This is a genomic window from Streptococcus salivarius, assembly GCF_009738225.1.
Lineage (GTDB): Bacteria > Bacillota > Bacilli > Lactobacillales > Streptococcaceae > Streptococcus.
The window spans coordinates 1,596,308-1,612,462 of record NZ_CP018187.1 but is presented as its reverse complement, the minus strand read 5'-3'; the positions used below and the strand labels follow the sequence as shown (position 1 = coordinate 1,612,462).

At 39.1% G+C, this 16,155-nt stretch carries 1 protein-coding gene and 1 pseudogene; one reads left to right on the top strand and one right to left on the bottom strand.

The window, feature by feature from the left end; all coding sequences use genetic code 11:
• Window positions 1-253: 253 nt before the first annotated feature.
• Window positions 254-15,532 carry an SspB-related isopeptide-forming adhesin gene (locus BSR19_RS07350; RefSeq protein ID WP_156246919.1) on the top strand — a complete coding sequence of 5,093 codons (15,279 nt, stop codon included), beginning with the start codon at window positions 254-256 and terminating at the stop codon, window positions 15,530-15,532.
• 45 nt (window positions 15,533-15,577) lie between these two features.
• On the opposite strand, the pseudogene BSR19_RS11485 reads toward BSR19_RS07350, so the two are convergent.
• Window positions 15,578-16,109: pseudogene (locus tag BSR19_RS11485) on the bottom strand (transposase); the annotation flags it as partial.
• Between the last annotated feature and the right edge of the window lie 46 nt (window positions 16,110-16,155).

Below are 16,155 nucleotides of genomic sequence, written 5' to 3'. Positions count from 1 at the left end.
AAACGATTTTATGATAAATAACAGTAAGCGTTTTAAACGCTTATAATACAAGTGTTTTAACGTAAGGCTGCTTTTTGTAAGAGTTTGAATTTAACAATTGTCAGACAACTAAAGTTTTTTTAGAAAAGATAGATTAATCACTTGACTCTAAATTGTCAGAATGTTAGAATGAGAATGAATCATGGATATGAGGGGAATTAACTTGTAGTCATGTATCTATAACTAACTATTTTTTTAAGAGGGAGACTTAAACATGAAAGACATTTTCAATAGACGTCAACGATTTTCATTGCGTAAATATTCGTTTGGTGTCGCTTCAGTCTTGCTAGGAACGGCACTCTTTGCCGCTCATACTGCACAGGCCGATGAAGTAACAGCGCCTGACGCTTCTTCATCAAACCCTGATTCATCAGTTGAGGGGGAAAGTTCATCAAACCTGGTTGAGACATCTACAGCATCTACAGCTCAAGCAGATCCTACTGCAGCTGTATCTTCAACTGAGGCAACTGCGTCAACATTTAACTTGACGCCAGAAGCTTCAACAACAGATAAGGCTGCCGCAGAGACAACTGACAAACAAGCTACAGAAACTGCAAAATCTGAAGCTGCTAAACCAGCTTCGGAAGCAGCTAAACCAACTGAAAAGGCTGCTACAGAAACAGCTAAGCCAGCTACAGCAGCATCAACAAATGCAGCTAGCAACAAGATTGAAACAACAGCTTCAGCGACAGCCACTGCAGCAACTCCAGCTGCAACAGCGGCTAACCGTACTGCAGCAACAGCCGCTCCAGTAGCTGAAGAAACAGCAGCAGCCGAAACTGCGGCAGCAACTACAAGTCTTAACACACGCGGTTCTGCACGTTTTTATTCTGTAGGATCAGCAGCAGTTCGTAGTGCAACGCTTGACCGCGCAGCTACTGATTTGACTAATGCTGGCGCTTTGGCGACAAGAAGTAGCCGTCGTAACCGTCGTGCTGTTACAGACCACAACGTTGAGGCGGTTTCTGTAGAAACTTATCTTAAAGATGGTGAAAAAGCGACTCCAGACATGACGGATCCTAATGGTGCAAGTGTTCGTTCGCAAACAGTACCATCAGGTTATCAAGCTAAAGAAGGTGATTATTATACTTATAGTATCGTCGACCTTACTCGCTTCAATGAACGTTACAATACAAGCTACTATGTACGTGCTTACAAGAGATTTGATGCTTCAACAGATACGACTGTTGAATTGATCAACAAAAACACTGGTTCTGTAGTTGAAACAAGAACAATTACTGCCTCTAGTGGTATTCAAAAATTCACGACTACTCAATCTGCTTCTAAAGGTGAATTAACTTTCCAAGTAGATTATGATAAAGGTTTAGGAACTGGACCTGGTAAAACGGACCAACCATTTATTCAATTTGGTTATGAAGTTGGGGCAAGTATCCAAGCTTTAGTAGCTCCAGGACATAACCTTACTACTGAAGAACAAAAATTATATGATGCAGTTTATGCTGCTCGTACATCAACAGATATTATCAACGTTGTAGAACCAGCATATAACGGTCGTACGATTACAGATACTAATGCCAAGATTCCAGTATCAGTTAATAAAACAACTTACTATAAAGTAGTTGATAAAAACAACCCAACATTTAACGCTAATAAAACAGATGTAACTGTTCAAGATTATAAAGAAAATGGCAATGAAGTAAACTTGGCTTCATACACTCTTAAAGCTATGGAAGGTCAAAACTTCACAGCATCTGGAGAGCGCCAATTTGATGGATACAAACTTTATCAAGCAGCTGATGCAAATGATCAATCAGGTTATGTAAGCCGTCCTTACACTGTTGGTACGAAATTCATGGACGCTGAGCGTGCAGGAATTAAACGTATTAAAGAAATCGTGGGTGAAGATGGAACTGTAGTTGTTCGTGTTTATCTTCTAGATCCAAAACAACAAAGCAAGCGTTCTGATGGTACATTGAGCACTGATGGCTACATGTTGCTAGCAGAAACGAAACCAATTAAACCAGGTGATTACAACAAACAAGAATTAGCTGTTAAGAAATCACCTCTTAATACAATTGCTTTTACTGATAGTAAAGGTGTAACCTATGCAAATGGTAAAGAAGTTCCATTTGACTTCCAAAAAGCTGCTGGATATACACCATATAAAACTGTATTCGTACCATTCTTAGGAGACAATATTGGTCACCTTTCTCCAAATGAACAATTGGTTCGTGGAGTAAATGGTATCGGTACTAACGTTGACTTGCTTAACTCTTTGACACCGTATAAACAACCTGTTTACTACTACGTGAAGCAAGAACCTGTAACAGTTACTCCAGAAGTTGAAAAACAACTTGAAGGACGTGTACTTGTTGATGGTGAATTCAGCTTCAAGATTAAAGAAGTCAATGAAAACAAATCACTTCCTTCATATGAAGAAACTGTTACTAACAAAAACGGTAAAGCGACATTTAGTAACTTAACTTTCAATAAAGTTGGTACTTACATCTACACAATCACTGAGGTTAAAGGGGCAGATACAAACGTCGATTACGATGGTATGACAGTTAAGATGACTGTTACTGTAACTGAAAACTCTAAAGGTGATTTGCAAGCTTCTGTTAAATACAGTGGTACTGGTGGATTTGCTTCAAGTGCAGATGATAAAGTCTTCAACAACTACGTTGTAGCTCCAGTTAAGACTAAGTTTGACTTTAGCAAGGCTCTCGCAGGTCGTGAGTTGAAAGCCGGTGAATTTAGCTTCGTATTGAAAGATTCAACTGGTAAAGTTCTTCAAACTAAAACAAATACTAAAGCCGGTGTTGTAGCCTTTGATGATTTGACCTTTGACAATACTCAAGTTGGTACCCATACTTACACTGTAGAAGAAGTTATCCCAGAAAACAAAGAAGCTGGTATGACTTACGATACAATGAAGGCTGAAGTAACAATCACTGTTACTAAGGAAGGTCACGTTCTTAAAGCAACAAACACTCTTCCATCAGATACAGAGTTCAACAATACATTCACACCAGGTGCGGTTAAAGTTAACCTTGAATTTGATAAATCACTTTCAAACGGTACTTTGAACGCAGGTGACTTTAGCTTCACATTGACTGGTGATAACAATGTTAACGAAACTGTAACTAACAAAGCTAACGGTAAGATTAACTTCAGCGAATTGTCATTTGACCGCGAAGGTGTCTACAACTACACTGTTAAAGAAGTGAAGGGCAACAATGCCGATGTAGACTACGATGAAATGACTATCGCAGTTAAAGTAACAGTTACTAAAGATGCCGCTACAGGTCTTTTGGTTGCTAAGACTGAAATGACTTCAACAGGCGGTGAAGCAACTGGTACTGATGACAAGATCTTCAACAACCACGTTGTAGCTCCTGTGACTGCACAATTTGACTTCAGCAAAGCTCTTGCAGGTCGTGACTTGAAAGCTGGCGAATTTAGCTTTGTATTGAAAGACAAAGATGGTAAAGTCCTTCAAACAAAACAAAATGATGCCAACGGTAAAGTTAAATTTGACGCATTGACATTTACAAATGCTCAAGTTGGTAACCACAAGTACACTGTAGAAGAAGTTCAAGGAACTGAAGCAGGTATGACTTATGACCCAATGAAAGCTAACGTAACAGTTACTGTTACTAAGTCAGGTCATGCGCTTACTGCTGTTGCAACTCTTCCAACTGATAAAGAGTTTAACAATACCTTCACATCTGCTCCTACTCAAGCTCAATTCAAGTTCACTAAACGTCTTGAAGGTAAAGTACTTGAAGCAGATGCCTTCACATTCGAATTGCTTGAAAATGGCAATGTAATCCAAACTAAGAAAAATGCAGCAGATGGTTCAATCACATTTGATGCTATTGAATACAGCGCTGAAGGTGAACACACTTACACTGTGCGTGAAAAAGCTGGTAACGATACAAATATCGATTACGATACTATGAACGCAGTAGTGAAAGTTAAAGTTACTAAAGATGCCGCTACAGGTCTCTTGAGTACTGCTGTTACAATGCCAGAAGACACAGAGTTCAACAACTACGTGGTTTCTCCAGTTGTAACTAAGTTCGACTTTACTAAGAAATTGGCAGGTCGTGAACTTAAAGCTGGTGAATTTAGCTTCGTATTGAAAGATGCTGCTGGTAAGGTCGTTGAAACTGTTAAAAATGATGCTGCTGGTAACGTAACCTTCTCTGAATTGTCATTCGACAATACTAAAGTTGGTACACACACTTACACTGTAGAAGAAGTAATTCCTGAAAACAAAGAATTCGGAATGACTTACGACCAAATGAAAGCTACAGTGACAGTTGAAGTTGCTAAGAATGGTCACACATTGACTACTGTTACAAACGTATCTTCAACTGGTGGGGTTGATGCCAACGGTAATGCTACTGACGGTACTGCCGATAAAGAATTCAACAACAAAGTAACTCCTCCAACACCTCCTGAATTCCAACCAGAAAAATTTGTCGTTTCTAAAGAGAAATATGACATTACTGGTGACAAGTTGATGGATGACGACGATGATGTACCTGGTAACGAGTACACTGAAACAAATGCAAATCCATATGTTGATGGTGTTAAAAACAACGAACCAGAAAACTTGAATACTAAGACTGTTGAACGCGGTTCTAAATTGGTATACCAAGTATGGCTTGATACTACTAAATTCACAGAAGCTAACAACATCCAATACGTTGGTGTATCTGATAAATACGATGCAGAAAAATTGGACGTTAACGCTGCTGACATCAAAGCATACGATTCAGTAACTGGTGCAGACGTGACTGCTAAATTCGACATCAAAGTTGAAAATGGTACAATCACTGCAACTTCTAAAGATGAATTTATCAAAGATAAAGTAAACAACCCTGTTATCGATACTACTAAATTCGCATTTGGACGTTACTATAAATTTGATATCCCAGCAACTGTTAAAGAATCTGTTAAAGCTGGTGCTGATATTGAAAATACAGCCAACCAAACAGTTCACGTTTACAACCCAGTAAGCAAGACAGTTGAAAAACCTGAAAAACCAACACAAAAACGTGTTAACAGCGTTCCAGTTCCAGTGGAAATGAACTTCACAAAACGTTTGGAAGGTCGTGAACTTCAAGCTAACGAATTCGAATTCGTATTGAAGAAAGACGGCGTTGAAGTTGAACGCGTGAAGAACGACGCTGCTGGTAAGATTGTCTTCAAGACTCTTAAATTTGGTCGCGATGATCTTGGTAAGACTTACAACTATACAGTTGAAGAAACTCCTGGTACAGATACAACTGTCAAATACGACACAATGGTTGCCACTGTTAAAGTTGTTGTTTCACACGACGGTACAGCTAAAGCAATCGTTGCCAACGTAACAGATGCTGCTGATAAAGAATTCAACAACCGTGTAACACCTCCAGAAGAACCTAAGTTCCAACCAGAGAAATACGTTGTTTCTAAAGCGAAATTCGATATCACTGGTACTAAACTCGTTGATGACGATTCTGAATTGACAGATAAATATGGTGAAACAAACAACAATCCATATGTTGATAATACAAACAACAACGAATTGGAAAACTTGAATACCAAGACAGTTGAACGTGGTCAAAAACTTTACTACCAAGTATGGTTGGATACAACTAAATTTGATGCAGCTAACAAAGACAACATCCAAACAGTAGGAATCACAGATAACTACGATAAGGATAAATTGACTGTTAATGCTTCAGATATCAAGGTTTATGATTCTGTAACTGGTGCAGATGTTACTAACAAGTTCGATATCACTGATAACAACGGTGTTCTTACAGCTAACCTTAAAGCTGGCTTCACTAAGTCACTTGGCGACGCTGAAAATACTCAAATCATTGATACAACGAAGTTTGAATTTGGACGCTACTATAAATTTGATATTCCAGCAACAGTGAAAGACGATGTTGTAGCTGGTGCAGATATCGAAAACAAAGCAGCTCAAGTTGTTAACTACTACAACCCAGTAAGCAAGACAGTTGAAAAACCAAACAAACCAACTGAAAAACGTGTAAATAGTGTTCCAATCTCAGTAGAATTCAACTTTACTAAGAAATTGGAAGGTCGTGACCTTAAAGCTGGCGAATTCACATTCGAGTTGAAAGATAGCGACAATGTTGTGATTGCAACTGCAACCAACGATGCAGCTGGTAAGATTAAATTCTCTCCAGTAGAGTACACAAATAAAGCTGGTAAAACTGTTACAGCCCTTAAATACCAGAAGGGTCAAGAAGGTACTTACAAGTACACTGTAACAGAGGTTAAGGGTACAGATGCAACTGTCACTTATGATGAAATGGCTGCTGTTGTAACCGTTACTGTATCTCATGATGGTACAGCGAAAGCCTTGATCACAAACGTGACAGACCCTGCTGATAAAGAATTTAACAACCGTGTAACACCTCCAGAAGAACCTAAGTTCCAACCAGAGAAATACGTTGTTTCTGAAGAGAAATTCGATATCACAGGTGACAAGCTCGTTGATGATGATAAAGAGTTGGCAGACAAGTACGCAGACACAAATGCGAACCCATATGCGGACGATGCCTCAAACAACGAAAAACAAAACTTGAATACCAAGACTGTGAAACGTGGCGACAAGTTGGTTTACCAAGTATGGTTGGATACAACTAAATTCGACGCAGCTAACAAGGACAACATCCAATCAGTAGGAATCTCAGATGACTACGATGAAGCTAAATTGGAACTTGATTCTACTAAGATCAAAGCTTACGATTCAGTAACAGGCGCAGAAGTAACTGATAAATTCGATATCGCTGTGAACAAGGGTGTGATTACTGCAACTCTTAAAGCTGGCTTCACTAAGTCACTTGGCGACGCAGAAAACACTCAAGTTATCGACACAACTAAATTCGCCTTTGGACGTTACTACAAGTTCGACATCCCAACAAAAGTGAAAGCTGATGTACCTGGTGGTGTGGATATTGAAAATACAGCGGCTCAAGTAGTTAACTACTACAACCCAACTACTAAGAAAGTTGAAAAACCAAGCAAACCAACTGAAAAACGTGTTAACAACGTTCCAGTTGAAGTGGAATTCAACTTCACTAAACGTTTGGAAGGTCGTGAGCTTAAAGCTAACGAATTCAGCTTCGTACTTAAAGATTCAGAAGGTAAGACTCTTGAAACTGTAAGCAACGATGCGGCTGGTAACGTTAAGTTCTCTAAACTTGAGTTCAAGAAAGGCCAAGAAGGCGTACACAACTACACAGTAGAAGAAGTTAAAGGAAGCGACGCAACCGTTACATACGACACAATGAAAGCGAATGTAACAGTTACAGTTAAACACGATGGTACAGCTAAAGTTCTTATCGCGACTGTAGGCGACATTGCGGATAAAGAATTTAACAACCGTGTAACTCCACCAGAAGAACCTAAGTTCCAACCAGAGAAATACGTTGTTTCTGAAGAGAAATTCGATATCACAGGTGACAAGCTCGTTGATGATGATAAAGAGTTGGCAGACAAGTACGCAGACACAAATGCGAACCCATATGCGGACGATGCCTCAAACAACGAAAAACAAAACTTGAATACCAAGACTGTGAAACGTGGCGACAAGTTGGTTTACCAAGTATGGTTGGATACAACTAAATTCGACGCAGCTAACAAGGACAACATCCAATCAGTAGGAATCTCAGATGACTACGATGAAGCTAAATTGGAACTTGATTCTACTAAGATCAAAGCTTACGATTCAGTAACAGGCGCAGAAGTAACTGATAAATTCGATATCGCTGTGAACAAGGGTGTGATTACTGCAACTCTTAAAGCTGGCTTCACTAAGTCACTTGGCGACGCAGAAAACACTCAAGTTATCGACACAACTAAATTCGCCTTTGGACGTTACTACAAGTTCGACATCCCAACAAAAGTGAAAGCTGATGTACCTGGTGGTGTGGATATTGAAAATACAGCGGCTCAAGTAGTTAACTACTACAACCCAACTACTAAGAAAGTTGAAAAACCAAGCAAACCAACTGAAAAACGTGTTAACAACGTTCCAGTTGAAGTAGAATTCAACTTCACTAAACGTTTGGAAGGTCGTGAGCTTAAAGCTAACGAATTCAGCTTCGTACTTAAAGATTCAGAAGGTAAGACTCTTGAAACTGTAAGCAACGATGCGGCTGGTAACGTTAAGTTCTCTAAACTTGAGTTCAAGAAAGGCCAAGAAGGCGTACACAACTACACAGTAGAAGAAGTTAAAGGAACAGATGCAACCGTTACATACGACACTATGAAAGCGAATGTAACAGTTACAGTTAAACACGATGGTACTGCTAAAGTTCTTATCGCGACTGTAGGCGACATTGCGGATAAAGAATTTAACAACCGTGTGACTCCTCCAGAAGAACCTAAGTTCCAACCAGAGAAATATGTATTGAATACAGCTAAATTCTCTATCACAGATAACAAGCTTCTCGATGATGACTCAGAATTGGCAGACAAGTACGCAGACACAAATGCGAACCCATACGCTGACAAAGATGGTAACAACGAAGCAGAAAACATCAATACCAAGACTGTTAACCGCGGAGATAAGATCTACTACCAAGTATGGTTGGATACAACTAAATTCTCAGCAACTAACAAAGACAACGTTCAAACTGTAGGAATCACTGATGACTTCGATGAAACTAAAGTTGATGTAGATGGTTCAGCAATCAAAGCTTACGATTCAGTAACTGGAGCTGATGTCACTGATAAATTTGACATTAAAGTTGAAAATGGTGTGATGACTGCAACACTTAAAGCTGGCTTCACTAAGTCACTTGGCGACGCAGAAAATACTCAAATCATTGATACAACTAAATTTGAATTTGGACGTTACTACAAGTTTGATATTCCAGCAACAGTTAAAGCTGATGTACCTGGTGGTTCAGACATCGAAAATACAGCTGCACAAGTTGTTAACTATTACAACCCAGTAAGTAAGACTGTTGAAAAACCAAATAAACCAACTGAAAAACGTGTTAACAACGTACCAGTTGAAGTGGAATTCAACTTCACTAAACGTTTGGAAGGCCGTGAGCTTAAAGCTAACGAATTCAGCTTCGTTCTTAAAGATTCAGAAGGTAAGACTCTTGAAACTGTAAGTAATGATGCTTCAGGTAACGTTAAGTTCTCTAAACTTGAGTTCAAGAAAGGCCAAGAAGGCGTACACAACTACACAGTAGAAGAAGTTAAAGGAAGCGACGCAACCGTTACATACGACACAATGAAAGCGAATGTAACAGTTACAGTTAAACACGATGGTACAGCTAAAGTTCTTATCGCGACTGTAGGCGACATTGCGGATAAAGAATTTAACAACCGTGTAACTCCACCAGAAGAACCTAAGTTCCAACCAGAGAAATACGTTGTTTCTGAAGAGAAATTCGATATCACAGGTGACAAGCTCGTTGATGATGATAAAGAGTTGGCAGACAAGTACGCAGACACAAATGCGAACCCATATGCGGACGATGCCTCAAACAACGAAAAACAAAACTTGAATACCAAGACTGTGAAACGTGGCGACAAGTTGGTTTACCAAGTATGGTTGGATACAACTAAATTCGACGCAGCTAACAAGGACAACATCCAATCAGTAGGAATCTCAGATGACTACGATGAAGCTAAATTGGAACTTGATTCTACTAAGATCAAAGCTTACGATTCAGTAACAGGCGCAGAAGTAACTGATAAATTCGATATCGCTGTGAACAAGGGTGTGATTACTGCAACTCTTAAAGCTGGCTTCACTAAGTCACTTGGCGACGCAGAAAACACTCAAGTTATCGACACAACTAAATTCGCCTTTGGACGTTACTACAAGTTCGACATCCCAACAAAAGTGAAAGCTGATGTACCTGGTGGTGTGGATATTGAAAATACAGCGGCTCAAGTAGTTAACTACTACAACCCAACTACTAAGAAAGTTGAAAAACCAAGCAAACCAACTGAAAAACGTGTTAACAACGTTCCAGTTGAAGTGGAATTCAACTTCACTAAACGTTTGGAAGGCCGTGAGCTTAAAGCTAACGAATTCAGCTTCGTTCTTAAAGATTCAGAAGGTAAGACTCTTGAAACTGTAAGTAATGATGCTTCAGGTAACGTTAAGTTCTCTAAACTTGAGTTCAAGAAAGGCCAAGAAGGCGTACACAACTACACAGTAGAAGAAGTTAAAGGAAGCGACGCAACCGTTACATACGACACAATGAAAGCGAATGTAACAGTTACAGTTAAACACGATGGTACAGCTAAAGTTCTTATCGCGACTGTAGGCGACATTGCGGATAAAGAATTTAACAACCGTGTAACTCCACCAGAAGAGCCTAAGTTCCAACCAGAGAAATACGTTCTTAGCAACGGTAACGGTAACTTCGATATCACTGGTACTAAGCTTCTTGATGATGATGCAGAGTTGACAGATAAGTACGCTGAAACAAATGCAAACCCATATGAGGATTCTTCAGATGGTAAGAAACTTTCAAATGGTGAAATCGTAGGTAAAAACGAAGCAGAAAACATCAATACTAAAGCTGTTAAACGTGGTGACACTATTAACTACCAAGTATGGCTTGATACAAATCAATTTGATGCAAACAACAAGGATAACATCCAAACTGTTGGTATCACTGATGATTATGATGAAGCTAAATTGGATGTTAAGGTAGCTGATATCAAGGCTTACGATGGTAAGACTGGTGCTGATGTTACTGACAAGTTTGACATCTCTATCGCTAATGGTGTGATTACTGCTAACCTTAAACCTGGCTTCACTAAGTCACTTGGCGATGCAGAAAACACTCAAATTATCGATACTACTAAGTTCGAATTTGGACGTTACTACAAGTTTGTCATCCCAGCTAAGGTTACTGACGGTGCTTACGATGGTGCTGAAATTGAAAATACAGCAGCTCAAGTTGTAAACTACTACAACCCAACTACTAAGACTGTTGAAAAACCAAACAAACCAACTGAAAAACGTGTTAACAACGTTCCAACTGCTATCGAGTTGATCTTTGGTAAGACACTTAACGGACGTAAGTTGCAAGACAAAGAATTTACTTTTGAATTGAAAGATGAAAAAGGTAATGTTCTTGAAACTGTTAAGAATGATGCCGAAGGTAAAGTTAAGTTCTCAACTATCAACTATGCTAAAGCAGATCTTGGTAAGACATTCAACTACACTGTAGAAGAAGTTAAAGGAACTGATACAACTGTTACTTACGATAACATGAAAGTCAATGTTACTGTTCAAGTTATCCAACCTTCAGTAGGAGATCAATTGTCAACAGTTATCTCTTACGCTACAGTAGGTGGAGATGCTTATGGTGGTGACGATCGTGTCTTCGATAACGAGGTTACTCCTAACTTCAAACCAGAGAAATATGTTGTTTCAGAACCAAGCTTCGACATCATTGGTAACAAACTTGCTGATGACGACGATTCAGCTGATAAAGTTGAAATCCAAAACTTGAATGGTAAGACCCTCAAACGTGGTCAAAAGATCTACTATCAAGTATGGCTTGATACTCGTGACTTCACTGCAGAAAGCAACCTTCAAACAGTTGGTATCACAGACAACTACGAAGAAGCTAAGCTCGATATCGACGCTTCTGAAATCAAGGTTTACGATGGTATCACTGGTAAGGATGTTACAGACAAGTTCGATATTAAAGTTGAAAATGGTGTTCTCTACGGTACATCTAAAGCAAGCTTGACTAAAGCTATTAGTGCAACAGATGCTACTCCAGTCATCGATACAACTAAATTCGAGTTTGGTCGTTACTATAAATTTGATATTCCAGCTGTTGTTAAAGACATTGATGCTAACGACGGTGTAGATATTGAAAATACAGCTAACCAAACAATTCACCAATACAACCCATTCAATAAGAAAGTTACAACTCCTGAAAAACCAACTCAAACACGTGAAAACAACGTTCCAGTTCCACTCGAGTTCAACTTCACTAAACGACTTGAAGGACGTGAGTTGACTGCAGGCGAGTTCAGCTTTGTATTGAAAGACAAAGACAACAAGGTTCTTCAAACAGTAACCAACGATAAAGATGGTCACATCAAGTTTGAAAAACTCTTGTTCAACAAAGCAGATCTTGGTAAGACATTCACTTACACAGTTGAAGAAGTAGCTGGTAAAGATACTTCAATCACTTACGATGCTATGAAAGCGACTGTAACAGTGGAAGTTACTAAGGAAGGCAAAGTTCTCACAACTGTCGTTAACCACGCTTCAACAGGCGGATTCGCTTCAAGCGCTAACGATAAAGAGTTCAACAACAAGGTGGTTCCACCAGAAACACCTAAGTTCCAACCAGAGAAATATGTTGTGAACAAAGAGAAATTTGACATCACTGGTGACTCACTCGTTGATGATGATAAAGAATTGGCAGACAAGTACGCAGATACAAATGCGAACCCATATGCCGATGACGCATCAAACAACGAAGCTGAAAACATGAATACTAAATCTGTTAAACGTGGTGAAAAACTTGTTTACCAAGTATGGCTCGATACAACTAAATTCGACGCTAACAACAAGGATTACATCCAAACAGTTGGTATCTCTGATGACTACGATGAAACTAAATTGGATCTTGATGCTTCAGCTATTAAAGCTTACGATTCAGTAACAGGTGAAGATGTAACAGCTAAATTCGACATCAAAGTTGAAAATGGTATGATTACTGCTAACCTTAAAGATGGCTTCACTAAGTCACTTGGAGATGATGCAAATACTCAAATCATCGACACAACTAAGTTTGCCTTTGGTCGTTACTATAAATTCGATATCCCAACCACTGTTAAAGACTCTGTTCCTGGCGGTGTAGATATTGAAAATACAGCTGGACAAGTAGTTCACTTCTACAACCCACAAACTAAGAAGACAGAAATTCCTACTAAACCAACTGAAAAACGTGTAAACAGCGTTCCAATCTCAGTTGAATTCAACTTCACTAAGAAACTTGAAGGCCGTGAGCTTAAAGCTAACGAATTCAGCTTCCAATTGAAGGATGAAGCAGGAAATGTCATCGAAACTGTTAAGAACGATGCTTCAGGTAACGTTAAGTTCAAAGCTATTGAGTACAAGAAAGGCCAAGAAGGTACTTACAAGTACACAGTAGAAGAAGTTAAAGGTACTGATGGCACAGTTCAATACGACGGTATGAAAGCTGTTGTTACAGTTGAAGTTAAACATGATGGAACAGCTAAAGCACTTATCACTAACGTGACAGATGCTGCTGATAAAGAGTTCAACAACAAAGTAACTCCTCCAGATACTCCAGACTTCAACCCAGAGAAATACATCCTTAACGAATCTAAATTCGATCTTACAGGAGTTAAACTTCTCGATGACGATAGCGAATTGAAAGATAAGGTTGCAGACACTAATGCAAATCCTTACGCTGATAAGACTGATAACAACGAAGCTCAAAATATCAATACTAAGACACTCAAGAAAGGTGATAAAGTATACTACCAAGTATGGTTGGATACAACTAAATTCACTGAAGCTCACAATATCCAATCTGTAGGTGTTACAGATAAATATGACAGCGAAAACTTGACTGTTAACGTTAAAGATATTAAAGCATACGACTCTGTAACAGGAGAAGATGTGACAGCTAAGTTCGATATCACTCTCGTTAACGGTGTGATTACTGCAACATCTAAAGCTGACCTTACTAAGTCACTTGGCGATGCAGAAAATACACAAGTTATCGACACAACTAAGTTCGCCTTCGGACGTTACTACAAGTTTGAAATCCCAGCAGAAATTAAACAATCTGCTAAGGGCGGTGTTGACATCGAAAATACAGCCTCACAAATCGTTCACCAATACGATCCACAAAGTAAGACTGTTAAGAAACCTGAAAAACCAACAGAAAAACGTGTAGTTAACATCCCAGTTGAAGTTGAATTTAACTTCACTAAGAAACTTGAAGGTCGTGAACTTAAAGCGGACGAATTCAGCTTCGTTCTTAAAGATAAAGATGGAAACATCCTTCAAACAGTTAAGAATGACGCTGCAGGTAACGTTAAATTTGCTGCTCTTGAATTCAAGAAAGGCCAAGAAGGTACTCACAACTACACTGTAGAAGAAGTTAAGGGTACTGACGGAACTGTTTCTTACGACTCAATGAAAGCTCTTGTTACTGTTGAAGTATCACATGATGGTAAAGCGAAAGCTCTTATCACTAAAGTGAACGACCCGGCAGACAAAGAATTTAACAACACTGTTCGTCCACCAGAAAAACCTAAGTTCCAACCAGAGAAATACGTTGTTTCTAAAGAGAAATTCGATATCACTGGTATGAAACTTGTTGACGATGATGCTGAGTTGAAAGATAAAGTAGGCGATACTAACAAGGATCCTTACGCTGACAGCACAGCTAACAACGAAGCTGAAAATATCAATACTAAGACACTCAAGAAAGGTGATAAGTTTGTCTACCAAGTATGGCTCGACACAACTAACTTCACTGACGCTCACAATATCCAATCTGTAGGTGTTACAGATAAATATGACAGCGAAAACTTGAACATCAACGTTGCTGATATTAAAGCATACGACTCTGTAACAGGAGAAGATGTGACAGCTAAGTTCGATATCCAAATCGTTGACGGTGTGATTACTGCAACATCTAAAGCTGACCTTACTAAGTCACTTGGCGATGCAGAAAACACACAAGTGATCGATACTGCCAAATTGGCATTCGGACGCTACTACAAGTTCGATATTCCTGCAACTATCAAAGGCACTGCTAAAGATGGTGTAGACATCGAAAATACTGCGTCACAAATCGTTCACCAATACGACCCAACTAAGAAATCTGTTGAAAAACCAGAAAAACCAACAGAAAAACGTGTAGTCAATATCCCAACTAAGGTTGAGTTTGAATTCACTAAGAAACTTGAAGGTCGTGAACTTAAACCTGGTGAGTTTAGCTTCGTACTTAAAGATAGCAAGGGTAATGTGATCGAAACTGTAAGCAATGATGCTAACGGTAAGATCAAGTTCTCAGCTCTTGAGTACAAACGTGGTGAAGAAGGTACTCACGTCTACACTGTAGAAGAAGTACAAGGTAACGATGTAACTGTTGCCTACGATAAGATGGTAGCTACAGTCGTTGTTTCTGTAACTAAAGATGGTAAAGTCTTGACAGTAACTTCTCAATTGCCAGAAGATACTGAGTTCAACAACACTGTTATCCCACCATATACACCACCAACAACTCCACCAAACACACCTCCTACTACACCACCAACTACGCCTCCAACACCACCGACTCCTCCAACTCCAGTGGTTCCACCAGTGACACCACCAACTACACCAGAAGCTCCTAAAGGACCAGCACTCCCTGAAACAGGTGATGATGCGTCTATGGCAGCTATGGCTCTCGGAGGAATCCTTGCGTCAGCTGGACTCGGTTTGGCAGGAAAACGCAAAAAAGAAGACTAAGATAGTTCATAGGTTAAATCCCTCAACATAGTTAGTTAGACTATTTCAGTTTTCGAAAAAGAGACTCATCCCGAAAGGGGTGGGTCTTTTTTGTGTTATGTTCAAAGTGATGAATACAGGCTTTCTAAGGTTAATAAAATTTTTTAAACCAAATCTCAAACCTTTGATATGCTTGTTAAGTATATTGGCATCTTCTATTTTTGTAATCGAATACTGCGCTTCTAAAACATTTTTTGTATTGTTTGTGTTTAAGAAAAGTCCTTAAGTATGTTTGAAATTAATGATTGACCTTGCTTCAAGTTTTCTCTATCAGCTCAAAGAACCTATCTACTCTCTTCTCCTGAAAGTGAAATAGTAAGAGTTGGTAAAGATTATAGTAGTCGCTGAGTTCCTCTGAGAAATTCAGTGTCTTTTCAATGACTTTATGTGGTTATAAAGTTTGACGGAAGGTCTTTGAGTAAAAAGGGGTGAGAGATAACTTACGGCTGTCCTTTTGGAAGAGTCGTCAATGATTTTTTAAGGCTCGATAGGGTCGTGATTTTTTGATAAAATGATTCATAATCACAATTCTAGTCTTAAAAATACCTGCTTTATAATCTCTATAGTAGTTTTATCTATTACAG

Bases quoted from the DNA above. Each gene is read 5' to 3' on its own strand.
- BSR19_RS07350 (WP_156246919.1), top strand. From the start codon at position 254: ATGAAAGACATTTTCAATAGACGTCAACGATTTTCATTGCGTAAATAT.